The sequence below is a fragment of the Kitasatospora sp. NBC_01560 genome (assembly GCF_045208415.1).
Taxonomy (GTDB): domain Bacteria; phylum Actinomycetota; class Actinomycetes; order Streptomycetales; family Streptomycetaceae; genus Kitasatospora.
This window is the reverse complement of sequence record NZ_CP109364.1, coordinates 2,644,126-2,668,856: the sequence shown is the minus strand read 5'-3', so window position 1 is coordinate 2,668,856 and position 24,731 is coordinate 2,644,126. Positions and strand designations below refer to the sequence as shown.

26 protein-coding genes are annotated in these 24,731 nt (G+C 75.6%); 13 read left to right on the top strand and 13 right to left on the bottom strand.

Annotation, left to right across the window (positions count from 1 at the left end; all coding sequences use genetic code 11):
* The first annotated feature begins 380 nt into the window (after positions 1-380).
* The 5 genes from OH807_RS11310 (at position 381) to OH807_RS11290 (ending at position 7,869) form a co-directional block, all read left to right on the top strand.
* On the top strand, positions 381-1,088 hold the full coding sequence (locus OH807_RS11310) for a hypothetical protein (RefSeq protein WP_406197117.1): 708 nt from the start codon (positions 381-383) through the stop codon (positions 1,086-1,088).
* A 1-nt stretch (position 1,089) separates the two neighbouring features.
* Positions 1,090-3,153, top strand: a complete 2,064-nt coding sequence (locus tag OH807_RS11305; protein ID WP_406197115.1) for a hypothetical protein — start codon at positions 1,090-1,092, stop codon at positions 3,151-3,153.
* Between the two features lie 150 nt (positions 3,154-3,303).
* Complete coding sequence (locus tag OH807_RS11300) at positions 3,304-6,588, top strand: error-prone DNA polymerase (RefSeq protein WP_406197113.1); 3,285 nt, start codon at positions 3,304-3,306, stop codon at positions 6,586-6,588.
* A gap of 119 nt (positions 6,589-6,707) precedes the next feature.
* Positions 6,708-7,112: an NUDIX hydrolase gene (locus OH807_RS11295; RefSeq protein WP_406197111.1), complete on the top strand. Its 405-nt coding sequence runs from the start codon at positions 6,708-6,710 to the stop codon at positions 7,110-7,112.
* Positions 7,113-7,161: 49 nt separating this feature from the next.
* Entirely contained in the window at positions 7,162-7,869 is a 708-nt protein-coding gene (locus OH807_RS11290) for a DUF4232 domain-containing protein (RefSeq protein WP_406197109.1), read from the top strand.
* Positions 7,870-7,920: 51 nt separating this feature from the next.
* Here OH807_RS11290 and OH807_RS11285 read toward each other — a convergent pair whose 3' ends face one another.
* The gene (locus OH807_RS11285) at positions 7,921-8,748 is read right to left on the bottom strand and encodes a TIGR03084 family metal-binding protein (RefSeq protein ID WP_406197107.1); all 828 of its coding nucleotides are present in this window, start codon (positions 8,746-8,748) and stop codon (positions 7,921-7,923) included.
* Between the two features lie 153 nt (positions 8,749-8,901).
* On the opposite strand from OH807_RS11285, the gene OH807_RS11280 reads away from it, so the two are divergent.
* Positions 8,902-9,885, top strand: coding sequence for a LuxR C-terminal-related transcriptional regulator (locus tag OH807_RS11280; RefSeq protein WP_406197105.1), 984 nt, complete (start codon positions 8,902-8,904; stop codon positions 9,883-9,885).
* Here OH807_RS11280 and OH807_RS11275 read toward each other — a convergent pair.
* The 6 genes from OH807_RS11275 to OH807_RS11250 all read right to left on the bottom strand — a co-directional run bounded on the left by OH807_RS11275 (position 9,875) and on the right by OH807_RS11250 (position 14,520).
* Positions 9,875-10,846, bottom strand: a complete 972-nt coding sequence (locus OH807_RS11275) for an NAD(P)-dependent alcohol dehydrogenase (protein WP_406197103.1) — start codon at positions 10,844-10,846, stop codon at positions 9,875-9,877. The genes OH807_RS11280 and OH807_RS11275 overlap by 11 nt on opposite strands.
* Positions 10,843-11,016: a helix-turn-helix transcriptional regulator gene (locus OH807_RS11270; protein WP_406210903.1), complete on the bottom strand. Its 174-nt coding sequence runs from the start codon at positions 11,014-11,016 to the stop codon at positions 10,843-10,845. The genes OH807_RS11275 and OH807_RS11270 overlap by 4 nt, the downstream gene beginning before the upstream one ends.
* A gap of 53 nt (positions 11,017-11,069) precedes the next feature.
* Entirely contained in the window at positions 11,070-11,513 is a 444-nt protein-coding gene (locus OH807_RS11265; protein ID WP_406197101.1) for a hypothetical protein, read from the bottom strand.
* A 176-nt stretch (positions 11,514-11,689) separates the two neighbouring features.
* On the bottom strand, positions 11,690-13,222 hold the full coding sequence (locus tag OH807_RS11260; protein WP_406197099.1) for an AMP-binding protein: 1,533 nt from the start codon (positions 13,220-13,222) through the stop codon (positions 11,690-11,692).
* A gap of 51 nt (positions 13,223-13,273) precedes the next feature.
* Positions 13,274-13,723: a MerR family transcriptional regulator gene (locus OH807_RS11255; protein ID WP_406197096.1), complete on the bottom strand. Its 450-nt coding sequence runs from the start codon at positions 13,721-13,723 to the stop codon at positions 13,274-13,276.
* 20 nt (positions 13,724-13,743) lie between these two features.
* A complete protein-coding gene (locus OH807_RS11250; protein WP_406197093.1) occupies positions 13,744-14,520 on the bottom strand; it encodes an SDR family NAD(P)-dependent oxidoreductase in 777 nt (258 codons plus the stop codon).
* 166 nt (positions 14,521-14,686) lie between these two features.
* On the opposite strand from OH807_RS11250, the gene OH807_RS11245 reads away from it, so the two are divergent.
* From OH807_RS11245 to OH807_RS11235, 3 genes are all read left to right on the top strand, one after another.
* Positions 14,687-15,148, top strand: coding sequence for a group II truncated hemoglobin (locus OH807_RS11245; protein ID WP_406197090.1), 462 nt, complete (start codon positions 14,687-14,689; stop codon positions 15,146-15,148).
* 98 nt (positions 15,149-15,246) lie between these two features.
* The gene (locus OH807_RS11240) at positions 15,247-15,825 is read left to right on the top strand and encodes a GNAT family N-acetyltransferase (RefSeq protein WP_406210900.1); all 579 of its coding nucleotides are present in this window, start codon (positions 15,247-15,249) and stop codon (positions 15,823-15,825) included.
* A gap of 40 nt (positions 15,826-15,865) precedes the next feature.
* Positions 15,866-16,246, top strand: a complete 381-nt coding sequence (locus OH807_RS11235; protein WP_406197087.1) for a VOC family protein — start codon at positions 15,866-15,868, stop codon at positions 16,244-16,246.
* 145 nt (positions 16,247-16,391) lie between these two features.
* Here the strand turns inward: OH807_RS11235 and OH807_RS11230 are convergent, their stop codons facing one another.
* Positions 16,392-16,784: a peptidoglycan-binding protein gene (locus tag OH807_RS11230; protein ID WP_406197085.1), complete on the bottom strand. Its 393-nt coding sequence runs from the start codon at positions 16,782-16,784 to the stop codon at positions 16,392-16,394.
* Positions 16,785-17,193: 409 nt separating this feature from the next.
* Positions 17,194-17,976, bottom strand: a complete 783-nt coding sequence (locus OH807_RS11225; protein WP_406197083.1) for a dioxygenase — start codon at positions 17,974-17,976, stop codon at positions 17,194-17,196.
* 186 nt (positions 17,977-18,162) lie between these two features.
* Here OH807_RS11225 and OH807_RS11220 point away from each other — a divergent pair, with 186 nt between their 5' ends.
* Positions 18,163-18,630, top strand: a complete 468-nt coding sequence (locus tag OH807_RS11220; RefSeq protein ID WP_406197081.1) for a MarR family winged helix-turn-helix transcriptional regulator — start codon at positions 18,163-18,165, stop codon at positions 18,628-18,630.
* Here OH807_RS11220 and OH807_RS11215 read toward each other — a convergent pair.
* From OH807_RS11215 to OH807_RS11205, 3 genes are all read right to left on the bottom strand, one after another.
* On the bottom strand, positions 18,596-19,975 hold the full coding sequence (locus OH807_RS11215; protein ID WP_406197079.1) for an RNA polymerase sigma factor: 1,380 nt from the start codon (positions 19,973-19,975) through the stop codon (positions 18,596-18,598). The two genes, OH807_RS11220 and OH807_RS11215, sit on opposite strands and share 35 nt — an antisense overlap.
* 93 nt (positions 19,976-20,068) lie before the next feature.
* Complete coding sequence (locus OH807_RS11210) at positions 20,069-20,455, bottom strand: YciI family protein (protein WP_406197077.1); 387 nt, start codon at positions 20,453-20,455, stop codon at positions 20,069-20,071.
* A gap of 186 nt (positions 20,456-20,641) precedes the next feature.
* Positions 20,642-22,177, bottom strand: a complete 1,536-nt coding sequence (locus OH807_RS11205) for a PucR family transcriptional regulator (RefSeq protein WP_406197075.1) — start codon at positions 22,175-22,177, stop codon at positions 20,642-20,644.
* Between the two features lie 391 nt (positions 22,178-22,568).
* Between OH807_RS11205 and OH807_RS11200 the strand changes: the two genes are divergently transcribed.
* The gene (locus tag OH807_RS11200; RefSeq protein WP_406197073.1) at positions 22,569-22,712 is read left to right on the top strand and encodes a hypothetical protein; all 144 of its coding nucleotides are present in this window, start codon (positions 22,569-22,571) and stop codon (positions 22,710-22,712) included.
* A gap of 41 nt (positions 22,713-22,753) precedes the next feature.
* Here OH807_RS11200 and OH807_RS11195 read toward each other — a convergent pair whose 3' ends face one another.
* Positions 22,754-23,173: a molybdopterin-binding protein gene (locus OH807_RS11195; RefSeq protein ID WP_406210897.1), complete on the bottom strand. Its 420-nt coding sequence runs from the start codon at positions 23,171-23,173 to the stop codon at positions 22,754-22,756.
* Positions 23,174-23,437: 264 nt separating this feature from the next.
* Here OH807_RS11195 and OH807_RS11190 point away from each other — a divergent pair, with 264 nt between their 5' ends.
* Complete coding sequence (locus OH807_RS11190) at positions 23,438-23,710, top strand: ArsR/SmtB family transcription factor (RefSeq protein WP_406210894.1); 273 nt, start codon at positions 23,438-23,440, stop codon at positions 23,708-23,710.
* A gap of 1 nt (position 23,711) precedes the next feature.
* Positions 23,712-24,617: a cation diffusion facilitator family transporter gene (locus tag OH807_RS11185; protein WP_406197070.1), complete on the top strand. Its 906-nt coding sequence runs from the start codon at positions 23,712-23,714 to the stop codon at positions 24,615-24,617.
* The last annotated feature ends 114 nt before the right edge of the window (positions 24,618-24,731 follow it).

Sequence of the window (24,731 nt, the reverse complement as noted above, 5' to 3'; positions counted from 1 at the left end):
CTCGTACTGCCGATGCCGGCCCGAGCGACCGAGCCTTGCCCGGGAACACGCCCCCGCGGAAGCCGGCCTGCGCCGGGCGGCCCGGCTGGCCGCCCGGAGACCGCTCCGGGCCCGGTGGGGGCGGCGACCGGGCGGGTGACCGTCGACCCCTCCGCCGGAGTGCGGCGCCTGGCATCCCCGTCGATCTCCGCGGCCCCGTTCGGGTCGGGGCGGTGACAGTCCGCGCGGTGGGCGACACGTGGCGTGACCCGGCACGGAGGGTGACCGCCGGGGTGGGTGAATCGGACTTGAATCTTTGCGAACGAATGTTCGATCCTGGGGGTGTGCCTGTTTTCGAACCTGTATTCGAACCCACCTCCGAGCGACAGCCACTCCGACCGGTGGTGTCGGCGGCTGCGCTCGGGGACGGGGGCGGGCGGCGCGGGCTGCTGCCGGTGCTGCCGGCACTCGGCGCCGTACTGCCGGAGGGCGGGCTGCGACGGGGCACGGCGGTGTCGGTCGACGGCGGGGACCTCGGGCTGCTGCTGGCCCTGGCGGCGGGGGCCCGGGAGTCGGACGGCGGGTGGGCGGCGGCCGTGGGGCTGCCGGATCTCGGCCTGGCCGCCGCCGCCGGGTACGGGATGGACCTGCGCCGGCTGCTGGTGGCGGACGACCCCGGGCCGCACTGGGCCGAGGTGGTCTCGGTGCTGGCCGGGGCGGTCGAGCTGATCATGCTGCGCCCGGACGGGCCGGTGGCGCCGAAGCCCGCCGCCCGGCTGGCGGCCGTGCTGCGGCGCAGCGGGTGCGTGCTGCTGGTGGCCGGCCCGTGGCCGGGGGCGGGGCTGCGGCTGGGGGTGCGGTCCGGGCGGTGGTTCGGGCTGGGGGACGGCCACGGGCAGCTCACCGGGCGACAGGTGGAGGTGGTCGCGGAGGGCCGCGGCTCGGCGGCGCGCGGGCGCGCCGCCCGGCTCTGGCTGCCGGACGAGCACGGCGCGGTGCGCGCGGTGACCGGGGCCGCGGCGGCCGGGAGCACCGAGGTGACCGGCGTGGGGGAGGCCGTGACGGCGGGGGTCGCGGGTGCGGGCCTCGCACGTATGGCGGTGGTGTGAGATGACCGACGGCGGAGCGGCCGGGACGCCGCGGGTGCTGGTGGTCTGGTGCCCGGACTGGCCGGTGGCGGCCGTCGCGGCGCCCGCGGACGGCGGTGACACCCCGGTGGCGGTGGTGACCGGTGGGCGGATCCTGGCGTGCTCCGAGGCCGCCCGGGTGGCCGGGGTGCGGCAGGGGCAGCGGCTCAAGCTGGCCCAGCGGCTCTGCCCGGCCCTGGAGCTGCGGGACCGGGACCAGGAGGCGGAGACCCGACGGTTCGAGCCGGTGGTCGCGGCGGTGGAGGCGTTCACGCCGCGGGTGGAGGTGCTGCGCCCGGGCCTGTGCGCGATCCCGGTGAAGGGGCCGAGCCGGTACTTCGGCGGCGAGGAGGCGTTGGCGGGCAAGGTCCAGGGCGCGGTGGCGGCCGCCCTGGCCGCCCTGACCGCCCGCCCGGCGGTGACCGGCGGCGCGGACGCCGACGGACGGGCGGGTACGACCGGTACCGGTACCGGTACCAGCGCCGGGGCCGGGGCGTCCGGGTGGCCGCAGGACCAGCCGGCGGACGCCGACCCGCCCGGACGGGCGCACCCGGCGTCCTCGCCTGCCCCCGTACACCCGGCGTCCGGGCCCGCCCGGGTGCACTCGGCACACCCCGTGCACCCCGCGGACGCCGAACGGGCGGGGGAGCACCGCCGGGCCGCGGCCGTGGACGAGCTGTTCGCCGCCGCCCCGGCGGCGCGGGACGGTGCGCGGGGCGGGTTCGCCCGCCCGCCCGCGTACCCGGCGCCGGAGTCGGCCCCGGCCGTCCCGTCGCCGGCTCCCCGCCCGGACCAGGCTCCCGGCGACCCCCGCCCGGAGCCCGCTCCCGCGGTGTGCGGTCGGGTCGGCGTCGCCGACGGCCTGTTCGCCGCGGTGCTGGCGGCCCGGGCCGGGGTGCTGGTGCCGGCCGGGCGGACGGCGGAGTTCCTCGCCCCCTACCCGGTGGCCGCGCTCGGCGACGAGACCCTGGCGGAGCTGCTGGAGCGGCTCGGCCTGCCCACGGTCGGGGCGTTCGCCGCGCTGCCCGCCGAGTCGGTGGCGGACCGGTTCGGCCCGGCGGGCACGACCGCCCACCGGCTCGCCCGGGGCTTGCAGCCGCGCCCGCTGGTGCCGCGCACGGAGGGGCCGGACCTCTCCGTCGAGCAGCGCTTCGACCCGCCCGAGCCGCTCGCCGAACCGCTGGTGTTCGTCGCCCGGACCCTGGCCGAGCGGCTGCACCAGCAGCTCGCCGGAGCGGGGCTGACCTGCCAGCGGGTCGCCGTCGAGGTGTCCTGCGCGGACGGGCGGACCGTCTCGCGGCTCTGGCGGCACGAGGGACGGCTGTCGGCCACGGCGCTGGCCGAGCGCGTCCGCTGGCAGCTCCAGGCCTGGCAGGGCGCGGGCACCTTCCGCACCGCGGCCGGACCGCCGGACGGACGGCCGGACGGACGGCAGGACGGGTCACCGGCCGGGCTGCCGGGCGGACCGGAGGCCGGGCCGGACGCGGGCTTCACCGCGCTGCGCCTCGTGCCCGACGATCTCTCCCCCGACCAGGGGCGGCAGTTGGCGCTCTGGGGGCAGGCGGTCGCGGACGACCGGGTGGAGCGTGCGGTGGCCCGGGTGCAGGCGGTGCTCGGACACGCCGGGCTGCGCCGGATCGAGCCGGCCGGCGGGCGGGGGCCGGCCGAGCAGGCGGTCCGGGTGCCCTGGGGCGAGCCCCACGATCCGGCGGCGCCGGCCGACGCGCCGTGGCCGGGCCGGCTGCGGGACGTCTGGCCGGCGGTGGTGCACCGCACCCCGGTGCCGGTCGCGGTGCTGGACGCGCAGGGCCGGCCGGTGCTGGTGGACGGCCGGGCGGGGGTGTCGGCCCGGCCGGCCCGGGTGACGGTACGGGGGCGGGAGCTGCCGGTGGACGGCTGGACCGGGCCGTGGCCGGCGGTCGAGTACTGGTGGGACCAGTCGCTCGCCCGCCGCCGGGCCCGCTTCCAGGTCACGGTGGCCGACGGGCGGGCGCTGCTGCTCACGGTGGAGGGCGGTGAGTGGTTCCTGGAGGCGGGCTACGACTGATCCGGCGGCCGGCCGAACAGGAGAGACGGCCGGCCGACCAGGAGGGGGCACCGGCCGAGGAGGAGCGAGGAGGAGGGAGGAGGGAAAGGGCAGGAGAAGCAGGACCGGGGGGTCAGGCAGGACCGGGCACGACCGAAGGCAACACCCCCGATGGGATTCACCAGTCACCCCACGCTCCCCTGGAGCGAACTGCACCGACGCCTGGCCGGCGGCCGGCCGGGCCCGGAGGGCGGCGAGGTCGTCCCGCTGCGCCGCCGCCCGTCCGCAGGGCCGGGCGACCCGGCCACCGTCGGTCCCGGTCCCGCACCCGTCCCCGTCCCCGGCGCCCCGGACTGGGCCGAGCTGCACGTCCACTCGGCCTTCAGCTTCCTCGACGGCGCCAGCGACCCGGAGGAGCTGGTCGCGGAGGCCGCCCGGCTGGGCGTCGAGGCACTCGCCCTGACCGATCACGACGGCCTGTACGGCGCGGTGCGGTTCGCCGAGGCGGCCCGGGAGGCGGGCGTCGGCACGGTGTTCGGCGCCGAGCTGACGCTCCGGCCGGGGGAGAAGGGGCCGGCGGGGCCGGACGGGGAGACCGAGCACCTGCTCGTCCTGGCCCGCGACCCGGCCGGCTACCGGCGGCTGTCCGCGGCGATCGCCGCGGCCCAGCTGGCGGGCGGGGTCAAGGGCCGCCCGGCGTACGACTTCGCGGCGCTGGCCGGTGCGCACGACGGCCACTGGGCGGTGCTCACCGGCTGCCGCCTCGGCCGGGTGCCGGCCGCGCTCGCGGCCCGGCCAGCCCGCGACGCCGAGCAGCAACTGCGCACGCTCACCGAGGCGTTCGGCCGCGACAACGTGTACGTCGAGCTGATCGACCAGCGGTTGCCCGGCGACGACCTGCGCAACGACGCGCTGGCCGGGCTCGCCGCCGGGCTGGGCCTGGCCACCGTCGCCTCCACCAACGCCCATCACGCCGGCCCGGCCCAGGGCCGGCTCGCCCAGAGCCTCGCCGCCCTGCAGGCCCGCCGCACCCTGCAGGACGCGGCGGGCTGGACGCAGGCGGCCGGTACCGCGCACCTGCGGTCGGGCCGGGAGATGGCCGCCCGGCTGGGGCGCTTCCCCGGCGTCCGGGAGGCGACCGTGGAACTGGCCCGGTCCTGCGTCTTCGACTTCACCCGGCTCGATCCCGAGCTGCCCGGCTTCCCCCTCCCGCCCGGGCAGACCGAGATCGGCCACCTGCGCGAGCTGGTCGCCGCGAGCGGCCCGGTCCGCTTCGGGCCGGGCAACGGGCCCGCCCGCCGGCAGCTGGCCAGGGAGCTGGACGTCATCGAGGACCTCGACCTGGCCGGCTACTTCCTGATCGTCCACGACCTCGTCGACTTCTGCCGCCGCGAGGACATCTGGTGCCAGGGCCGCGGCTCGGCGGCCAACTCGGCGGTCTGCTACGCGCTCGGGATCACCGCCGTCGACCCGATCCACTACAAGCTGCTCTTCGAACGCTTTCTCTCCACCGCCCGCGACGGGCCGCCCGACATCGACCTGGACATCGAGAACCGGCGGCGCGAGGAGGTCATCCAGTACGTCTACCGCCGCTACGGCCGCGCGCACGCCGCCCAGGTCGCGAACGTGATCACCTACCGCCCCCGGCTGGCGCTGCGGGACGCCGCCCGGGTGCTCGGCTACCCGCAGGGCCAGGTGGACGCGTTCAGCCGGCAGAGCGACTTCCGCTCGCCGCCCGGCGCGGACGCCGTCATCCCCGCCGACGTGCTCGACCTGGCGGGCCGGCTGCACGGCCTGCCCCGCCACCTGGGCATCCACTCCGGCGGCATGGTGCTCACCAAGGAGCCGATCGGCGAGATCTGCCCGACCGAGTGGGCCCGGATGCCGGGCCGGTCCGTCCTGCAGTGGGACAAGGACTCGGTGGCCGGCGCCGGGCTGGTCAAGATCGACCTGCTCGGCCTCGGCATGCTCGCCGCGCTGCACGACACCTGCGACCTGATCGCCGCCCACCACGGCGTGCGCCACACCCTGGCGACCGTCCCGGACGACGACCCGGGGGTCTACGCGATGCTGCGGCGGGCCGACACGGTCGGGGTCTTCCAGGTCGAGTCGCGCGCCCAGATGGCCACCCTGCCGCGCCTCAAACCGGACCACTTCTACGACCTGGTGGTCGAGGTGGCCCTGATCCGCCCGGGGCCGATCCAGGGCGGGTCGGTCCACCCGTACCTGCGGCGCCGGGCCGGGGTGGAACCGGCCGGCTGCCCGCACCCGTTGATGGAGAACGCGCTCGGCAAGACCCTCGGGGTGCCGCTGTTCCAGGAGCAGATGATGCAACTGGCCATCGACTGCGCCGGGTTCACCCCCGCCGAGGCCGACCGGCTGCGCCAGGCGATGGGCTCCAAGCGCTCCCACGAACGCGTCGCCCGGCTGCGCGAGCGGCTGTTGGGCGGGATGGCCGAACGCGGCATCCCGGAGGACGTCGCCGAGGACGTCTACACCAAGATCGAGGCCTTCTCGAACTACGGCTTCCCGGAGAGCCACGCGATCAGCTTCGCCTACCTGGTGTACGCCAGCGCCTGGCTCAAGTACCACTACCCGGCGGCCTTCACCTGCGCCCTGCTGGCCAACCAGCCGATGGGCTTCTACGCGCCGCTCAGCCTGATCTCGGACGCCCGGCGGCACGGCGTCCGGGTCCGCGGGGTGGACGTGAACGCCAGCGGGCCCCGGCCGACCCTGGAGCCGTACCGGGGGCCGACGCCCAAGCCGCCGCTGACGGCGGGCAAGCCGCAGCCCGCCGTCCGGCTCGGCCTGGACACCGTCCGCGGCATCGGCACGCCGCAGGCCGAGCTGATCGCGGCCGGGCAGCCCTACGCCGACCTGGAGGACTTCGCCCGGCGGACCGGCCTGCCCGCGCCGGCGCTGGAGGCGCTCGCCACGGCGGGTGCGTTCGGCTGCTTCGGGCTGGGCCGGCGGCAGGCGCTCTGGGCGGCGGGGGCGTTCGCCGGGGTCTCGGCGGCACTGATCCCCGGCACCACGCCCGGCACCGAGGCCCCGCCGCTGCCGGAGCTGACCCCGGTGGAGGAGACCATCGCCGACCTCTGGGCCACCGGCACCTCCGCCACCAGCCACCCCGTGCAGCACCTGCGGGCCCACCTGGAACGCGGCGGCGCGCTGACCGCCGCCCAGCTGCCGGGCGTCGAGCCGGGCACCGCCGTGGTGGTCGGCGGGCTGGTGACGCACCGCCAGCGGCCGCCGACGGCCGGCGGGGTGCTGTTCCTCAGCCTGGAGGACGAGACCGGGCTGATCAACGTGATCTGCAGCCGCCCGGTCTGGGAGTCCCAGCGGCGCACCGCGCTCGACCGGGCCGGCCTGCTGGTCCACGGCCACATCGAGCGGGACCGCGGCGCCACCAACCTGGTCGCCACCCGGCTCGGGCCGCTGCGGCTGGGGCTCTGACCGGGGGCGCGCGGGGAGCGGTTAGGCTCGTGATCAAGAGGGCGTCCGGGGGCGGGAGTTCGCCCGGGCGCCGGAGCACGTCGCGGAGGTGGCAGTTGGCCGGGCAGGTCCGCTCACGAGTGTCGGCGTACGCCGTCGCCACGTCGGCGCAGCAGCAGCTGCTGCTGACCAGGCTCTCCGCGGCCTCGCCGGTCTTCCTGCCGGGGCTCTGGCACCTGCCCGGCGGCGGGATCGACCCGGGCGAGCAGCCGGAGGAGACGCTGGCGCGCGAGCTGCACGAGGAGACCGGCCTCGAACTCCGCAGCGCCACGCTGCTGGACGCGCGGAGCTACCGGGCCGACCGGCACGGCGTGCAGTGGCACCTGGTGGGGTTGTTCTACCGCGTCGACCTGAAGCCCGGACCGCCGGTCGTCACCGAGGTGGACGGCTCGACCGACGAGGTCCGCTGGCTCCCGCTCGCCGGCCTCACGGAGTCGGAGCTCTCCCCGGCGGCGGCCGACGCCCTCCGGTTGATCGGTCGGTGACCGCCGCGAGCGGACCGGGGCCCGTGCCGTTCGTGCAATGATCGATCCCATGAACGCGACGCCGCCGCACGGGAACCGCCGGGTACCGCTGTTCGCGCGGGCGGGCCTGCTGGGCGCCGGGGCCGTCCTGCTCGCCGGGTGCGGCAGCACGCACGTGACCACGGCGGGCGGCGGGGCGCCCGGCCCGATCGGCCCGCCCCGAGAGACGCCGGCGGCCACCACGCCGGCGGTCGGCACGACGCCCCCCGGGCTCACCGGGGGGTTCGGGATCGGGCTCCCGTCGGCTTCGGCCACCCCCACGCCCTGCTCGCCCGAGGGCGTCTCGCTGGCGGCCGAGGAGGCCAACGCCGCGATGGGGCTGCGGGTGATGGGCATCCGCCTGACCAACTGCGGGAGCAAGCCCTACGCCCTGAACGGGCACCCGGCCCTCCGCGTCCTCGACGGCGAGCGCGCACCGCTGGAGATCTCCGTCCAGCACGGCGCGGCGGGCATCGCCACCCTGGACGGGTTCGACGCGGCACCGAAGCGGGTGACGCTCCAGCCCCAGGAATCCGCCGTGTTCCAGCTGGTGTGGCGCAACACCGCCACCGCGGGCGACCGCCCGTCCGACAACGGTCGCTATCTCGACGTCGCCCCGCTTCCCGGCCGCCCCCGGCTGACCGTGCCGGCCGACCTCGACCTCGGCACCACCGGCAAGTTGGGCGTCTCCGCCTGGTCGACGCCGGCCGCCGGCCGGCCGGCGTCGGACCGTCCGTAGTCGTAGCCGCAGTCGTAGCCGTAGCCGTAGCCGCAGTCCGGGTCCCGTCGGCTACGCGCCCGCCGCACGCCCCTTGCCCGGGTTGCCCGCGAAGGCCTGGGCGATCGGCAGCCAGGCCGTCGCCGTCGCGCCGGCCGCCGTCAGGGCCAGTTCGTCCGGGTGCCGGCGCTGCGTCACCAGCAGGCAGAAGTCCAGGGCCGGCCCGGTCACCCGGTCCGCCGCGTCCGCCGGGCCCCACGTCCACAATTCGCCGTCCGGTGAGGTCAGTTCCACCCGGACCGGGGTCTCCGGTGCGGGCTGCCCGTGCAGCGAGAAGGCGAACCCCGCGGTCCGCACCCCCAGGTGGGCGATGTGCCGCAGCCGCGCGGTCGGCTCCCGCACCGCGCCGAGCGCGTCCGCGACGTCCTGCCCGTGCGCCCAGGTCTCCATCAGCCGGGCGGTGGCCATCGACGGGGCCTTCATCGGCGGCCCGAACCAGGGCAGCCGGGCGTCGCCGGGCGCCGCGGCCAGGGCGGTGAGCAGACCGTCCCGCCCCGCCCGCCAGCGGGCCAGCAGGGCGGCCGGCTCCTCGGCGGCGCCGCGCGCCGCGCCCTCGTCCACCGGGTCCAGCCCGGCCGCCAGCAGCTCGCCGAAGCTCCGGGCCGTCTCGGTGGTGAAGGCCTCGGGGGCACGCACGGAGCGGGCGGCCCAGTCGTCCGTCCAGGCCAGGTGGGCGATCTGGTGGGCGATCGTCCACCCGGCGGCCGGGGTGTCGGCGGCCCAGCCCTCGGGAGCCAGCCCGGCGACCAGGTCGTCCAGCACCGCGCTCTCGGCCCGCAGGTCGGCGAGCAGGCCGGTCAGCACGTCCGTGGCGCGCGGCTCCCTCGGTTCCGTCGTCATGGGCATTCCCTTCGCATCGGTCCACCTCGTCGGTGACTCGCCGGTAACCCAGGCCCGCACCCTACGCCGAGCCCGCCGGCACCACCCGGGACTCCAGGGAACAGGCACGTCAGGGCTCTCGCCACCGGCCGCACCGCGTGTGAGAATCGCGCGATGACAAGGGCTGCGGGTATCCCCGCCGGGCCGGCGGGCCTCCCCGGGGCGGCCGTCGGCGGTCTCGCGCCCGGCGGGCCCGCCGCCGACGGCGACCTCGCCGCGCGCGCCGCCGAGCTCGTCCGGGACGCGGTGCTCGGTGATCTCGCGCGCCGCGTGGTCGCCGACTGCGGCGCCGACGTCGGCCTGGTCGGGGTGCCCGGACCGGCCGGGCCGCGCGGCGGCCCCGGGGGCATGGTGCTGCGGCACTGGGCCGGCACCCGGGCCGATCTGCTGCACGATCTCGCCGTCCCCGCCGGGACCGGCCTCGGTGGGCGTGCACTGGCCGAACGCGTCCCCAGCTGGGTGCCCGACTACCGGGCGGCCACCACCATCTCGCACCACTACGACGCCGCCGTCACCGCCGAGGACCTCTACGCGATGCTGACCGTCCCGCTGCTGCACGGCGGCACGGTGCACGGGGTGGTGTACGCGTCGCTGCGCGCGGTCGTCCCGTTCGGGGACGTCCGGATCGCGGCCGTGACCAGGCTGGCCGCGGCGGCCACCCGGGCGCTGGCCGGGGCGGCGGCCTGGAGCGGCCCGCCGGACGCGGGTCCGCCGGACGGTGGCTCCGGGCGGGTCCGGCCGCCGGCCGCGCTCACCCGGCGGGAGCACGAGGTGCTGCGGTGGGCGGCGACCGGGCGTACCAACCCGGAGATCGCCGCCGAGCTGGGGCTGACCCGCAACACGGTGACGGGCTATCTGAAGAGCGCCCTGCGCAAGCTCGGTGTCCGCAACCGGACCGAACTCGCCGTCGCCGCCCGGGAGGCCGGGCTGCTGGCCCCGGCGCCGGGCCCCGGCGAGGCATCTCCCGCCGGGGCGTCCCGCGGTCCGACGCCGCCCGTCGTGGCGCGGTCCGGTGTGGCGCAGTCGGGCGGTCCGCGGTCCGATGGAGCACGGTCCGTCGTGGCGCGGTCCGGCGGAGCGGCCGGGCTCAGGGGGTGAGGAGGATCTTGCCCCGGGCCTGCCCCCGGTGCTGGCGGGTGATCGCCTCCGCCGCCCGGTCGAGGCCGTAGGTGCCGTCGACGACGGGGGTCAGCGTGCCGGACTCGACGTGGCGGGCGAGGGCGGCGAGGTCCTCGTGGACCTCCTTGGTCATCACCCCGCGCAGGGTCTGACCCACGAAGAGGTTCAGCAGCGCCGCCCGCAGGACCCGGCCGACGCCTCCCGTCCAGCGGCCACCGGTCTCCCCGCCGACGATGACGAGGGTGCCCCGCGGGGTGAGAGCCCGCCGCAGGTGCGACACGGGCCGGCTGCCGGCGGTGTCGATGACGAGGTCGTGGCGGTGGCGGCCGTCGGTGACCTCCTCGCGGGTGTAGTCGACGACCTCGTCGGCGCCGATGGAGCGGACGAGGTCCGTCTTGCCCGTGCTGCACACACCCGTCACGTACGCGCCGGAGGCCTTGGCCAGCTGGACGGCGAGGTTGCCGACGCCCCCGCCCGCGCCGATGACCAGCACGCGCTGTCCGGGCTCGACGCGGCCCGCGTCGCGCAGCGCCTGCAGCGCGGTGAGGCCGGAGATGGCGAGAGCCGCGGCGTGCTCCAGGGGGAGGCCGGCGGGCGTCGCCGCGAGCTTCTCCTCGGAGGCGACGGCGTACTCGGCGAACGAGCCCTCGCAGATCCCGAACACCTCGTCGCCCGGCCGGAACCGGGTCACGCCGGCGCCGACCGTCTCGACGACGCCGGCCACCTCCCGCCCCCGGACGCGGACCTTGGGCGCGCGCAGCCCGTACCCCATCAGGCGCAGCAGGCGGGGCAGGCCCGTCATGAGGTGCCAGACCCCGGCGTCGACGCCGGCGGCGCGGACCCGGATCAGGACTTCGCCCGCTCCGGGCGCCGGCGCCTCGATCTCGCCGAGTTCCAGGACGTCGCAGGTGCCGTATCTGTGCTGGGTGATCGCCTTCACGGCGTCGTTCCTTCCTCTTCCGTCCACTGGAACACCTGCTCCAGGGGTACCGCGAACACGTGGGCGATCCTGAAGGCCGTCTCCAGCGAGGGCGAGTAGCGGCCCTTCTCGATGGCGATGACGGTCTGGCGGGTCACCTCGATCCGTCGGGCGAGCTCGGCCTGGGTCATCTCGCCGTGCTCGAAGCGCAGGATGCGGATCCGGTTGGTGATCCCCGTCGGCTTCACCACGACTGGAACCCCCACCGGTAGGCGGCAATCTTCACGACGGACGCGAGGACGGCGGAGAGCGCGAACCCGAGGTAGATCGCGTTGGAGATCCAGAAGTGGCCGGCCTCGGCCATCGACAGGGCGAGCGCCGCCACGGCGCCGATGACGAGGAAGGACTGCCCGGCGTACTCGCCGACCCGGCCGATCTCCTTGTCCCGCTGGTCCTTGATCCTGGCGTCCTCGGGGGAGGCGACGGCGATCACGACGTTGAGGGCGACGGAGACCGCGATCGACAGGCCGATGCTCCACAGCAGCGGAGCGACGTAGGGCACGTCGGCGAGCGCGGTTCCGCCGCCGGCCCGGCCGAGGACGACGGCCAGGTAGGCGGCATAGCCGCCGATGGCGACCAGCGCCATGATCCACGCGCGCTTCTCCTGGAAGGCCACGTTCCAGCCCACTCTCCGTGTAAAAGAACTTTGACACGAGGAATGTAAGGGAGACTGTACGTCATGTCAAAGAAACCAGACACGCATGCTGGCGTGGGGCCCGCCGTGGCCGGTCACGCCGCTGGGCGGCGATCCGCCGGAGGAGTCCGGGGACCGCCGCCCAGTCGGGCCGCGCCTGTCGTGCGGAGTCAGTTGACCTTGCGGTCGCGCCCCTCCCAGTACGGCTCGCGGAGCCGGAACTTCTGCAGCTTGCCGGTGGTGGTTCGCGGCAGCGCGTCCCGGAACTCCACCGAGGTGGGGGACTTGTAGCCGGCCAGCCGCTGCTTGCAGTGGGCGATGAGCTCCGCCTCGCCGGCCTCCGCGCCGGGCTTCAGCACCACCAGCGCCTTGACGGTCTCGCCCCACTTCCCGTCCGGCACGCCGATCACCGCGACCTCGGCCACCGCCGGGTGGTCGTACAGGCAGTCCTCCACCTCGATCGAGGAGACGTTCTCCCCGCCGCTGATGATGACGTCCTTCTTCCGGTCCGAGATGGTCAGGTAGCCGTCGGTGAGGGTGCCGCCGTCCCCGGTGTGGAACCAGCCGTCCCGGAGCGCCTCCGAAGTCTCCTGCGGCTGCTGCCAGTAGCCGTTGAGCACGACGTTCGAGCGGACCAGCACCTCGCCCTGCCCGTCCACCCGCACCTGGTTGCCGATGGCCGGGGCGCCCGCCTGCACCAGCTTCTCGGCCCGTTCGGCGGCGGGCAGTTCGTCCCACTCGGCGCGCGAGCGGTTCACCGTCACCACCGGCGAGGTCTCGGTCAGGCCGTAGATCTGCATGAACTCCCAGCCGAGTTCGGCCTCGATCCGCTGCACCACCGAGGTCGGCGGCGGGGCGCCGGCCACGATGATCCGCACCTTGTCCCGGCCGGGGACGGGGCCGTCCCAGTCGGCGGCCGCGTCCAGCACCATCTGGATGACGGCCGGCGCGCCGCACAGGAAGGTCACTCCGTGCCGCTCGATCCGGCGCAGGATCTCCGCGCCGTCCACCTTGCGGAGCACGATGTGCTGCGCGCCCAGGCCGGTGAGGGCGAACGGCATGCCCCAGCCGTTGGCGTGGAACATCGGCAGGGTGTGCAGGTAGACGTCCCGGTCGCCGGCCCCGAAGTGCAGGCCCATCAGCACGGCGTTCAGCCAGATGTTCCGGTGGGTGAGTTCGACGCCCTTGGGGCGGGCGGTGGTTCCGCTGGTGTAGTTGATCGTGGCGGTGTCGTTCTCGCCGATCTCGTAGCGGCGCGGGGCGCGGTCGAAGTCGTACAGCAGGGCGTCGCTGTCCGCACCGATCACGAACTTGTGCTTGGCGACGACGCCGTCCAGCGCGTCGGCGAGCTCGGGGTCGACCAGCAGGACGGAGGCGCCGCTCTGTTCGACGATGTACGACACCTCCTCCGCCCGCAGTCGGAAGTTCACCGGTACCAGCACCCGGCCGTGCCCGCTCACGCCGTACAGCGAGGTCATCAGCCGGGCCGAGTTGTGCGACACGACGGCGACCCGTTCGCCGGGTCCGACGCCCAGCCGGTCCAGCCCGGCCGCCTGCGCCCGCGCGAGTTCGGCGACCCGTCGGTAGGTCAGGTCGCCCCAGGAGGCGGCCGGTTGCACGGGCTCGTCGACGATGCCGACCCGGTCGCCGTAGACCAGCTCTGCCCGGTCGAGGAAGTCCATCACGGAGAGTGGAATCTGCATGCGCCCACTGTCCTCCGCCCGCCACCCCCTGCACACCCCCGATCGGGGGTGTCACCCGGACGGGCCGCGCGCACCGGCCGCCCGCTCCGCAGCCCCTCCCGGAGCCCCTTCCGCAGGCGCGGCGGCCGCCGCCTCCGCCGCCGCCGTGACCGCTGCCTCCGCCGCCGCCAGGGCGGCGGCCAGCCGGCCCCGGGCCTCGGCCTGCAGGGCGATCCGGCGTTCCATGACGGCCAGCCGGTCCCGGGCCAGCCGCAGCGCCCCCGCGGCCGGCGGCCCGGCCAGCAGGTCGCCGTCCAGGCAGGGCAGGAAGTGCCGGACGTCCTCCAGCGTCAGCCCGGCGGCCAGCAGGCTGCGGATGTTGCGGACCCGCACCACCGCCGAAGTGTCGTACTCCCGGTAGCCGTTGGAGGCGCGGGAGGAGCCGATCAGCCCGGCCTGCTCGTAGTGCCGCAGTGCCCGGGCCGTGCTGCCCGTGGCCCGGGCCAGCTCTCCGATCAGCATCGCTCCCCGCCCCGTCCGGATCACCCCACGACGGCGCCGCCGTCCACCGGGAACACTACGCCGGTGACGAACGAGGCCTCCGGGGAGGCGAGCCGGGTGATCGCCCAGGCCACCTCGGCGGGGCGGCCGATCCGCCCGAGCGGGGTGTGGGCGATCTGCCACCGCCGGACGGCCGCGCGCTCCTCCGGGCCGAGCCCGGAGTGCTCGCCGATCGGGGTGTCGATCGCCCCGGGCGCCACCGCGACCACCCGGACGCCGCGCGGTGCCAGCTCGACCGCCCAGCTGCGGGTGGCCGACTCCAGGGCGGCCTTGCCCGCCGCGTACACCGAGTTGCCCGGCCAGCCGCGCTGCCCCACCGAGGTCGTGACGTTGACGATCACGCCGCCGCTCGCCTCCAGCGGCGCCACCGCGGCCTGCCCGAGCAGCAGGGCGGCGGTCAGGTTGGTGGCGAGCTGGGCCTCGATGCCGTCCTTGGTGAGGCTGCCGACGGCGCCGGACCGGACGATCCCGGCGTTGTTGACCAGCACGTCCAGGCGTCCGTGCCGGTCCAGCACCTCGCGCACCAGCGCCTCGGGGGAGCCGTCGCCGGTGATGTCCGCGACCAGCGGGTGGATCCGGCCGGGGTGCTCGTCCGCCGTCCGGGCCAGCGGCTCGGCCCGCCGTCCGACGGCCGCCACCGTGACCTCCGGCCCCTGCGCGGCGAAGGCCCGCGCGGTGGCCCGGCCGATCCCGGTGCCCGCGCCGGTGACGAGTACGACGCGGGGCCGCGCTGCTCCCTGTCGGGTGTTCTCTCTCATGCCCGACAGCCTCCGACCCTGCCGCCGGTGTCAGGGTCAAGCGCCCGCCGGGGAACGGGCCGCTCCGCTTGCTGAGCCGGGCGCGAACAGACCCCGCCGGTGGCCGGGGCCCCGCGGGGCGACTGCTAGGAAGGGGGCAACGCAACTGCACACGGGGAGAACAGACATGAGTGACGAACGGGCCGGGAGCCTGTACGAGGCGGTCGGGGGCATCGACGCGCTGCGCAGCCTGAGCAACACCTTCTACGAGGGCGTCCTCGCCGATCCGGTGCTGGCGCCGGTCTTCGCGGACTTCACCCCCACCCACATCGAGCACGTCGCGGTCTGGCTGGGCGAGATCTTCGGCGGCCCGGCCCGGTTCACCGGCGAGCTGGGCGGGCACCAGTCCCTGCTCCGCTCGCACCTGGGCCTCGCGATCACCGAGGAGCAGCGCGGCCGCTGGATGGAGCTGATGGCGGACGCCGTCCGGAAGGAGCTGCCGGACGACGAGCTGCTGCGCCGCCGGGTGGTGGAGTACTTCGACTGGGGGACGAAGATCGCCAAGGACGTCTCGGCGGCTCCGGCCGGCACGGACCTCGGGGATCCGGGCCCGACGCCGCGCTGGGGCTGGGAGGGGCTGGAGAAGTGACCGCCACCGCACCGGCAGCCGCCGCATCCGCTGCACCTGCTGCATCCGCAGTACCTGCTGTATCCGCCGCGTCCGCCGCGCCCGGCCCGGCTGCCCGGCTGCCTGTCGCCGAGGGGCTGCTGCTGCGGCCGTTCCGGGCCGAGGACGCGCCCGCTCTGATCGAGATTTACCGGGACGCGACGCTGCGCCGCTTCACCCGGACCGCGGTGACCGGCCCGGAGGAGGCCGCGCACTGGCTCGCCGTCCAGGAGCAGGGCTGGGCGACCGGCGAGCGGTACAGCTTCGCCGTCCTGGAGCCGCGGGGCCCGGGGCCGGCCGAGCTGGTCGCCAACGTGGTGCTCAAGCGCCCGTCGCCCGCCGGGGCGTCGGCCGAGGTGGGGTACTGGACGGCGGCCCCCGCGCGGGGCCGGGGGGTGGCGCCCCGCGCGCTGGAGGCGCTCACCCGGTGGGCGTTCGAGGCCTTCGGCGCCGACGGGCCGGTCCGGCTGGAGCTGCTGCACCAGGTGGACAACGCGGCGTCCTGCCGGGTGGCCGAGAAGGCGGGGTACCGCTTCGAGGCCGTTCTCTCCGCACTGCCGCCGGAGTACCCGCTGGACGGCCACCTGCACCTCCGTTCCCGCCCTCCGGCCGCGGTGGGCGGACCGGCCGGGGCCGACACGGTGAAGGTCGCCGGTTAGCCGCTGGACCGGGGCGGAGAAGCCGATCAGAGTGGCGTGCATGGCTTCTCTTGTACGACACGTGACGATCGACTGCGCCGACGCCTACCGCCTCGCGCAGTTCTGGCTCCAGGTGCTGGACGGCAAGCTGGGCGACGACGACCACCCGGGGGATCCCGAGGTGCTGGTGGAGTCGGCGGGTGTCTCGCTGCTGTTCATCGAGGTGCCCGAGGGCAAGACGGTGAAGAACCGGCTCCACCTGGACCTCCAGCCGCAGGACCGCAGCCGGGACGAGGAGGTCGAGCGCCTGCTGGCGCTGGGCGCCACCGTCCTGGAGGACCACCGGACCGCGGACGGGAGGGGCTGGGTGACGATGACCGACACCGACGGCAACGAGTTCTGCGTCGAGCGCAGCGCCGCCGAGCGGGCCGCCACCGCCTGACCGCCGGCCGCCCGACCGCCGCCGCCCGACCGCCCGGCACTGCCCGGGCGTTCAGCGCAGTCTGAGTGTCCGTCAACGCCGGGAGGGGCGGGCTCGCGTCGTGCGCACGACGCGAGCCCGCCCCTCCCGGTCGGGCGTCGGGTGATCAGCCCGGCAGCTGGCCGTTGCAGTTGGACATCCAGGCACCGAGGGTGCGCTGCCAGTCGAGGTCGCCGGCGTGGTGCGCGTTGTCGTAGGCCTGGCGGACGCTGCTCTTGATGGAGCCGCCGGTGGCCGGGCCGACGACGCCGTCCGGGTTGAGGCTGTGGCCGCCCTGGTAGTGCACGACGGCGTTCTTGGTGAGCTGGCCGAACTGGCCGTCGGCGTTCAGGTTGCCGGAGTCGACGTAGTCGAGCGCCTGCTGGAGGCAGACGACCGCCGAGCCGCTGCTGCCGACCTGGAGGTTGCTCGCGGCGGAGGCGGATCCGACGCCCAGGCCGATGACGGCGCCGGCGCCGAGGGTGAGGGTCGCGGCCCGAAGTGCCCACTTCTTCTGCACGGTTGAGTGCTCCTCAGTCACAGGGGTCCCAGGAGGGGCTGGTTGCCCCACCTGTCACTCGGAATCCTGCGCCCGTTCATCCCGTCCCGACAGGGGCTGGTAAGGGGTTGGCCAAAATCGAACTCTTGTGCGATCAAGGGGACCCCCGTCCCGCCGTGCCGGCTCGCTCGTGCACCCGTCCGGTCGTTCGGTCGGATTTGTACGACCGGCCCGAGGGTGGTGGCCTGCGGTCATCCGGAGAGCCCCGCCGTCGGGCCCCCGGTGCCGCAATCCGGCGGAATACCTGCCTCCGCCCCCCCCGGCCGACCGCGTCGGCGGAAAAGTCTTGGCGTGAATGTGATGCCTCGACACCGGCCGGGTGTTGCACCTGCCGCCCGGTTCGGGTGTGCGGGGCGCCCGGCGGGCGGGCTCAGCCCAGCTGGACGGAGCGCTTCGCCAGGCCCATCCAGAAGCCGTCGATCACGCTGCGCTGGCTGCCGAGGTCGGCCTCGCCGGCGCCGAGCGTGACGAACAGCGGCGCGAAGTGCTCGGTGCGGGGGTGGGCGAGCCGCCCGGCGGGGGCCTTCTGCTCGAAGTCGAGCAGGGCGTCGAGGTCCTCCGCCTCCAGTGCGCGCCGGCCCCAGTCGTCGAACTCGGCCATCACCGAGCTGATCCGCCCGTCGGAGCTGAGCGCCCGCAGGTTGTGGGTGAAGAAGCCGCTGCCGACGATCAGTACGCCCTCGTCGCGCAGCGGAGCGAGCCGGCGGCCGATCTCCAGCAGGCGCTGCGGGTCGAGCGTGGGCATGGAGACCTGGAGCACGGGCACGTCCGCCTCGGGGAACATCTCCACCAGGGGCACGTAGGCGCCGTGGTCCAGCCCGCGGTCGGGGATGTCCTGGACCGGGGTACCGGGGGCGCGCAGCAACTTGCGTACGCGGTCCGCGAGCTCCGGTGCGCCGGGGGCGGCGTACTGCACCCGGTAGTAGTGCTCGGGGAAGCCCCAGAAGTCGTAGACCAGTGGCACGGTGGTGACGGCGCCGAGGGCGAGCGGGGCCTCCTCCCAGTGCGCGGAGACCATCAGGATCGCCTTCGGGCGCGGCAGTCCGGCCGACCAGGCGGCCAGCTGGCCGGGCCAGACCGGGTCGTCGGCGAGCGGCGGCGCACCGTGCGAGAGGTAGAGGGCGGGCATGCGCTCGGGGGTGGCGGTGCTCATGGCGGCGGCTTCCTCTCGGAGGGTGCGGGCGGTGCGGCGGGTTCGTGCGCCGGGCAGTCGTGCGCCGGGCAGTCGGGCGGCCCGGTGGTCGGGCGGTCAAGTAGTTCAATTTTGAACCTTGACACCACGACCGTACACCTTGGTTCGAATTTGAACAACAGGAGTAGGCTTCGCCCCATGCCCTCCATGAACGAACCGCGTTGGCTGGACCAGGACGAGATGGCCGCCTGGCGGGGCTTCGTCGCCGCGAGCAACCTGCTCAACCGCCGGCTGGAACGCCAGCTCAAGGAGGACTCCGGCCTCTCCCACACCCAGTACGAGATCCTGGTGCACCTCTCCGCCGCCCCGGCCGGCTCGCTGCGGATGACCGAGCTGGCGGAGAAGCTGATCACCTCGAAGAGCGGCCTCACCTACCAGGTCACCCAGCTGGAGCGGATGGGCCTGGTGGCCCGTCGCTCCTGCCCGAGCGACGTGCGCGGCGTGATCGCCGAACTGACCGACGAAGGGCGCGAGATGCTGCGCCGGGCGGCCCCCGGGCACGTCGCGCTGGTCCGCGAGCTGCTGATCGACGTGCTCACCCGTGAGCAGCTCGCCGTCCTCGCCGAGGGCCTCGGCGAGGTCAGCGCCCGGCTGCGGCCGGGGGACCGGGCGTAGCACCGCCCTCGGTAGTACCGCTGCCCGTCGCGCTGCCCGTCGCGCTGCCGGCCGCACCTCTGCCTGTCGCGCTGCCCGCACCGCTGCCGCCGGCCGCACCGCCCGGGTCGCCGGCCGCTGCGGCCCGTCGCAGCAGCAGCTCCCGTTCGCGCGCGTTGCGGGTCAGTGCCGCCGCCCGTTCGAACTCCGCCCGCGCCTCCGCGGGCCGCCCGAGCCGCACCAGCAGGTCCCCGCGGACGCTCGGCAGCAGGTGGTACTCCCGCAGCGCCGGCGCGGCCGCCAGGGCGTCCACCAGGGGCAGCGCGGCCGCCGGGCCCTCGGCCATCGAGACGGCCACCGCCCGGTTCAGCTCCACCACCGGCGACGGCGTCAGCACCATCAACCGCCCGTACAGCGCGGCGATCGTCGCCCAGTCGGTGTCCTCGTAGCGCACCGCCTTCGCGTGGCAGGCGGCGATGGCGGCCTGCACCGAGTACGGGCCGCCGCCCGCCCGCCGCAGGGCGGCGAAACCGCGCCGGATCAGCAGCCGGTCCCAGCGGGCGCGGTTCTGGTCGGCCAGCAGCACCGGCTGCCCGTCCGGCCCGGTGCGGGCCGCCGTCCGCGCCGCCTGGAGCTCCAGCAGCGCGGCGAGGCCGTGCACCTCGGGCTCCTCGGGCGCCAGTGCGGCCAGCACCCGGGCCAGCCGCAGCGCGTCCTCGCAGAGCGCCGGCCGGAGCAGGTCGTCGCCGGCGGTGGCGGAGTACCCCTCGTTGAAGATCAGGTAGACGACCTCCAGCACGGAGGAGAGCCGGGCCGCCCGGTCCGCCCCGTACGGCACCTCGAACGGCACCCGCGCCTCCGCGAGCGACCGCTTCGCGCGGACGATCCGCTGGGCGACGGTCGGCTCCGAGGTGAGGAAGCCCCGGGCGATCTCCTGGGTGGTCAGCCCGCCCAGCAGCCGCAGCGTGAGCGCGATCCGGGCCTGTGCCGACAGCACCGGGTGGCAGGCCGTGAAGATCAGCCGCAGCAGGTCGTCGTCGATGTCGTCCGGTGCGGCCGGCTCCGGCGGCGGCACGTCCTCCAGCGACCGCCCGACCTCGGCGAGCTTGCGCGCGTACGTCTCCCGGCGGCGGACGAGGTCGATCGCGCGGTGCTTGGCGGTGGCCATCAGCCAGGCGCCCGGGCGGTCGGGGACGCCCTGCTCGGGCCACTGCTCCAGCGCGGCGACGAGGGCATCCTGCGCCAGCTCCTCGGCGATGCCCACGTCCCGCACGATGCGGGTGACGCCGGCGATGATCCGCGCGGACTCGATCCTGAAGACCGCCTCGACCGTCCCGGCCGCCACGGCCGCGTTGCTCCCGTTCACGGCCACCCATCAGAGCAGTCGTGCGGGGCCGGGGCAACCGCGGGCGCGGCGTTCGGGGCGGGCGGGCCGGGACGGCCGGGGCGGGCCTGCGGATCAGGCCTGCGGCGCGGCCTCCGGCGGGGTGGCGCCCTCGTCGAGCTGGCGCAGCTCGGCGCCGACCGTCCAGCTCTCCGGGTGGATCTGCAGGAACCGCCTGGTCCACTCCAGCGCCTCGGCCTTGTCCTTGCACTGCATGATGGCGTAGCCGCCGACGACCTCCTTGGTCTCGGTGAACGGGCCGTCGATGCAGCTCAGCTTTCCGCCCTCCCAGGTGAGCCGGCTGCCCTCGGAGGTGGGCAGCAGCCCGGCGGTGTCCAGCATCACCCCGGCCTTGGTGATCTCCTCGAACAGCGCGCCCATCCGCTGCTCGAAGTCCGGGTCGTTCAGCATGCCCGGGGCGTCCTGCTCGTTGATGCGGATCAGGCTCATGAAGCGCGGCATGGTGGTTACTCCTCGGTGCCGGAGACGGGGCCTCTCCCCGCCTCTCACCCCTGCGTCGAACGGGAGGCGGCCGGATCGACAGCCGCGCGCAAGATTCTTCCGGGGGATTCCGGAGCCGGCCACCGGGGTGCGGCCCACGGGCAGCGCCGCGGTGGCCGCCCGCCCGGCCCGGTATTGCTCCGCGGGTCAGGCGGCGGGCGTGCAGAGCAGGGCCGCGCGCAGGTCCAGGCGGTCCTGGAGGCGGGCGAGGTTGCGGCCGGTGAGCTCCTCGATCCGCCGGATCCGGTAGTGGACGGTGTTGACGTGGATGTGCAGGGTCTCGGCGGTGCGGGCCCAGGAGCCGTCGTGGTCGAGGAAGGTCGCGAGGGTGCCCAGCAGGGAGACGCCGTTCTCCCGGTCGTGGGCGGCGAGCGGGGCCAGCAGCCGGGTGTGGAAGGCGGCGGTGACCTCGGGCGGGATTCCGCGCAGCAGCCCGGCCAGCGAGTTCAGCTCGGCGGCGGTGCCGACCGCCCCGGCCGAGCCGTCCAGTACGTACCGGGCCTGCACCAGGGCGGCCCGCAGCGGGCCGTTCACGGCCGGGGCGGCCGGGCCGACGCCGAACCGCAGGGTGCGCCGCCCGGTGAGGCGGGCCTGGAGGCCGGGCCGGGCGCGGCGCAGCCGCTCGGCGATCTGTGCGGCGGGTGCGGCGACCAGGGCGGCGGCCTGCCCGGCCCGGTCGGTGCCGGCGGCGTACGGGGTGCCGAGCGGGTGCAGCGCCTCGGTCAGCGCGTGCGCCGCCCACCCCGGCGGGGCGTCGTCGATCCGGGCGGCCACCGCCACCAGCGCGGGTGCGTCCCCGCTGCCGGCGCCCGCGGTGCCGCCCGGGCCGCCGGGCAGGCCGCAGGCGGCGAGCGGCTCGGCCGGGTCGGCCTCCCCGGCCACCGCCTCCAGCAGGTGTCCGGCCGCCCGCCGCCGGGCGGCCGCCTCGGCGTGGGCCCGGGCGGCGAGCGGGGCGAGCAGGTCGGCCAGCCCCTGGAGCAGCGGTTCGGCGGCGGCGTCCCGCTCCTGCGGGTGGAGCCGCCAGCCGTCGAACGGTGAGGCGTCCTGGGGGCCGACCGGCAGCCCGAGGTCTCCGCGCGTCCGGCCGTCGGCGCGTCTGCGGCCGTCGCCCGCCCCGGCAGCCGGGGCGGGCCCGGCGATGTGCCGCCCGCCGGCGGTGGTGAGCGCGCAGCCCGACACGCCGAGCCGCCCCACCGCGTGCGCGAGCACCTCCTCGGGGGCGGCACCGGTGTGCATCAGGTCGGCGAGTTCGCGCCGGACGGTGCCGGGGATCGCGGCGGTGTCCTGCGCGCCGGCCCGGAGGTTGCCCCAGAGCCGCAGGTAGACGCGGTCGGTGACGGAGCGGAAGCTGACGCCGGCCGGGACGGCGAGCAGCGGGATGCCGTGCGTGCGGCAGGCGTCGACCAGGCTGTCGGGGATGCTGCCGTGGGTGCCCTCGCCGGCCAGCAGGGCGGCGACGCCGGCGCTGCGCAGGGCGGTGGCGAAGCGCAGGGCGCCGGAGCCGTCGGCGGGCTGCCACCAGACCAGGCCGGTGAGGACGAGTTCACCGGGCCGGAGGTAGCGGGCCGGGTCCTGGAGGTCGGTCGAGCTGATGCCGGTGGCCGGGCGGGCGAGCAGTTCCGGCGTGCCCCAGGCCAGCCGGATCTGCAGGTCGTCCAGGTCGAGCAGGTCTCCGACGATCATCTCTCTCGCTCCTTGCGCTGCGCGCCGGGCCGTGACCATCGCACCTGCAAGGGTGACCAGCGCACTGGCATCGTAAATGCAAGCCGAATCCCTGTAATCCTTCTTGGTGGATCATCCAGCGGGGGCCCCGGCGGATGGTGTGCGGAACCAGTCGTCCGCACTGTTGCCGGGTTGCTTGAATCAGTGCGGGGCGCGTCGCAGTGTCTCCTCCGGCGCGCCCCGTCTCCCCGTCGTCCGCCCCCGGCCCCCGCCTCCCGGCCCCGCTTCCCGGCGTCCGCCCTCCCCGCCGGACGCCTCGGCCGGGCGGTGCTGCCGGACGGTGCCGCGGTGTGCTGCCGCGGTGCCGCGAGAGTGGGCAGGTGCTGGCGGATGCCGACATCGTCCGTCGCAGTTGCGACACCTCGACCGGCCCGCCGAGCTGACCGTCGACCAGTTGCGCGGCCTGCCGGCCCGCCGGGTCGACGTCAGCTTCGCCCGTTACGTCAGCGGGGTCACCGCCGTCTGGCTCGGCCCGCTGGAGGAGCCGGCCGGCTGAGTGGCCCGGCCGCTCGGGAGGACGAGTGGCCCGGTCACCGCTCACGCGGCGGCGAGCGAGACCTCCGTCGACTTGATCAGTGCGACCACCGGCGAGCCGGCGGTCAGGCCCAGGTCGGCGGCCGCGGCGGCGGTGATCGCGGCGGTCAGCGCGCCGTCCGCGACGTCGACCTTCACCCCGGCCATCGCGGCGCCGGTGGAGACCTCGGTGACGGTGCCCGGGATCTGGTTGCGGATGCTCAGCCCGGAGACCGGGCCGGTGGCGAGCGACACCTCGGTGGACTTGACCAGTGCCTGCACGGCACTGCCCTCGCCGAGGCCGAGGTCCTTCACGGCGTCCACGGTGACCGCCGCGGTGAGCTCCTGCCCGGAGGTCAGCCGGACCTTCACGGTGGCCATGACCGCGCCGGTGGTGACCGCGGTGACGGTGCCGGGGAGCTGGTTGCGGATGCTCAGGCTCATGGGTGGGTGCCTCATCTTTCGATCATGGATTCAAAGGGTTCCCGATCGTGCCGTGATCAACCCTAGCCGCTGAATAAGCGCAGGTCGGGCCGGTTGTGCGGGCCCTTGCAGTTGCCAGGGCGGGGTGCTGGGCGGGCGCGCAGCTGCGCAGTCCGAGAGTTCACCACATGCTGAATTCAGTGACAGCTGTACTATGGAGTCATGGAACCGACCACCGGACGCACCCCCAACCCGCACCTCCCCGCCGAGGCGCAGGAGGCGGCCATGGAACGGGTCGGCAAGGCACTCGCCGACACCAGCCGCCGCCGCATCCTGCTGGCCCTCCTCGACGCCCCGCACTACCCGGCCGACCTCGCCGACGAACTCGGCCTGACCAGGGCGAACGTCTCCAACCACCTGGCCTGCCTGCGCGACTGCGGCCTGGTCCGGACCGTCCCCGAGGGTCGCCGCACCCGCTACCACCTGGCCGACGACCGCCTCGCCCACGCCCTGCGGGACCTGCTCGCCGCAGTCCTGCCCCTCGGAGAGGAGACCTGACATGGGTGCCGACCGCACCGACCCGACCACCGCCACCGTCAGCGGCGCCTACCGCCGCCGGATGCTGCTGACCATCGCCGTCACCGGCACCGTGCTCGTCCTCCAGGTGATCGGCGGCCTGCTCTCCGGCAGCCTCGCCCTGCTCGCCGACTCCGGCCACATGCTCACCGACCTCTCCGGCGTCACCCTCGCGCTGCTCGCCGTCCAGGTCGCCCAGCGGTCGCCCACGCTGCGCCGCACCTTCGGCCACTACCGGCTGGAGATCCTGGCCGCCCTCGTCAACTCCGCCCTGCTGATCGGCGTCTTCGTCTGGGTCGCCTACCAGGCCGTCCGGCGCTTCGGCCAACCGGTCGAGGTGCAGGGCGGGCTGATGCTGACCGTCGCGCTGGTCGGCCTCGCCGCCAATCTGGTCGGCGTCGCCCTGCTGCGCAGCGGCAAGGACCACAGCCTCAACCTGCGCGGCGCCTACCTCGAAGTGCTCGGCGACGCCCTCGGCTCGGTGGCCGCCATCGCCGCCGCCGTCGTCATCCAGCTCACCGGCTGGCAGTACGCCGACCCGATCGCGTCCCTGCTGATCGGCCTGATGATCCTGCCCCGCGCCTACCTGCTCGGCCGCGACGCCCTGCGCGTCCTCCTGGAGGCCACCCCCGAGGACGTCGACCTCGCCGGCCTGCGCGGCCACCTCCTCGCCGAGCCCGGCGTCCGCGGCGTCCACGACCTGCACGCCTGGACGATCACCTCCGGCATGCCCGTCCTCACCGCCCACGTGCTGGTCGACGAGGCGGCCCCCGCCGGTCTCCTCGCCCGCCTGCGTGCCTGCGGCGCCGACCACTTCGGCATCGCCCACGCGACCCTCCAGCTGGAGTCGGCCGACAGTCGCACCTGCCCCGCCCCGGCCCACGCCTGACGCTCCACGCCTGACGCTCCACGCCTGACGCTCCACGCCTGACGCTCCACGCCTGACGCTCCACGCCTGACGCTCCACGCCTGACGCTCCACGCCCGGCGTCCCGGGTCCGACG

Bases quoted from the DNA above. Each gene is read 5' to 3' on its own strand.
- OH807_RS11220 (WP_406197081.1), top strand. From the start codon at position 18,163: ATGAACGAACCGCGTTGGCTGGACCAGGACGAGATGGCCGCCTGGCGG.
- OH807_RS11300 (WP_406197113.1), top strand. From the start codon at position 3,304: ATGGGATTCACCAGTCACCCCACGCTCCCCTGGAGCGAACTGCACCGA.
- OH807_RS11205 (WP_406197075.1), bottom strand. From the start codon at position 22,177: ATGATCGTCGGAGACCTGCTCGACCTGGACGACCTGCAGATCCGGCTG.
- OH807_RS11280 (WP_406197105.1), top strand. From the start codon at position 8,902: ATGACAAGGGCTGCGGGTATCCCCGCCGGGCCGGCGGGCCTCCCCGGG.
- OH807_RS11290 (WP_406197109.1), top strand. From the start codon at position 7,162: ATGAACGCGACGCCGCCGCACGGGAACCGCCGGGTACCGCTGTTCGCG.
- OH807_RS11185 (WP_406197070.1), top strand. From the start codon at position 23,712: ATGGGTGCCGACCGCACCGACCCGACCACCGCCACCGTCAGCGGCGCC.
- OH807_RS11285 (WP_406197107.1), bottom strand. From the start codon at position 8,748: ATGACGACGGAACCGAGGGAGCCGCGCGCCACGGACGTGCTGACCGGC.
- OH807_RS11250 (WP_406197093.1), bottom strand. From the start codon at position 14,520: ATGAGAGAGAACACCCGACAGGGAGCAGCGCGGCCCCGCGTCGTACTC.
- OH807_RS11255 (WP_406197096.1), bottom strand. From the start codon at position 13,723: ATGCTGATCGGAGAGCTGGCCCGGGCCACGGGCAGCACGGCCCGGGCA.
- OH807_RS11195 (WP_406210897.1), bottom strand. From the start codon at position 23,173: ATGAGCCTGAGCATCCGCAACCAGCTCCCCGGCACCGTCACCGCGGTC.
- OH807_RS11245 (WP_406197090.1), top strand. From the start codon at position 14,687: ATGAGTGACGAACGGGCCGGGAGCCTGTACGAGGCGGTCGGGGGCATC.
- OH807_RS11190 (WP_406210894.1), top strand. From the start codon at position 23,438: ATGGAACGGGTCGGCAAGGCACTCGCCGACACCAGCCGCCGCCGCATC.
- OH807_RS11305 (WP_406197115.1), top strand. From the start codon at position 1,090: ATGACCGACGGCGGAGCGGCCGGGACGCCGCGGGTGCTGGTGGTCTGG.
- OH807_RS11270 (WP_406210903.1), bottom strand. From the start codon at position 11,016: ATGACCCAGGCCGAGCTCGCCCGACGGATCGAGGTGACCCGCCAGACC.
- OH807_RS11210 (WP_406197077.1), bottom strand. From the start codon at position 20,455: ATGCCGCGCTTCATGAGCCTGATCCGCATCAACGAGCAGGACGCCCCG.
- OH807_RS11225 (WP_406197083.1), bottom strand. From the start codon at position 17,976: ATGAGCACCGCCACCCCCGAGCGCATGCCCGCCCTCTACCTCTCGCAC.
- OH807_RS11260 (WP_406197099.1), bottom strand. From the start codon at position 13,222: ATGCAGATTCCACTCTCCGTGATGGACTTCCTCGACCGGGCAGAGCTG.
- OH807_RS11235 (WP_406197087.1), top strand. From the start codon at position 15,866: ATGGCTTCTCTTGTACGACACGTGACGATCGACTGCGCCGACGCCTAC.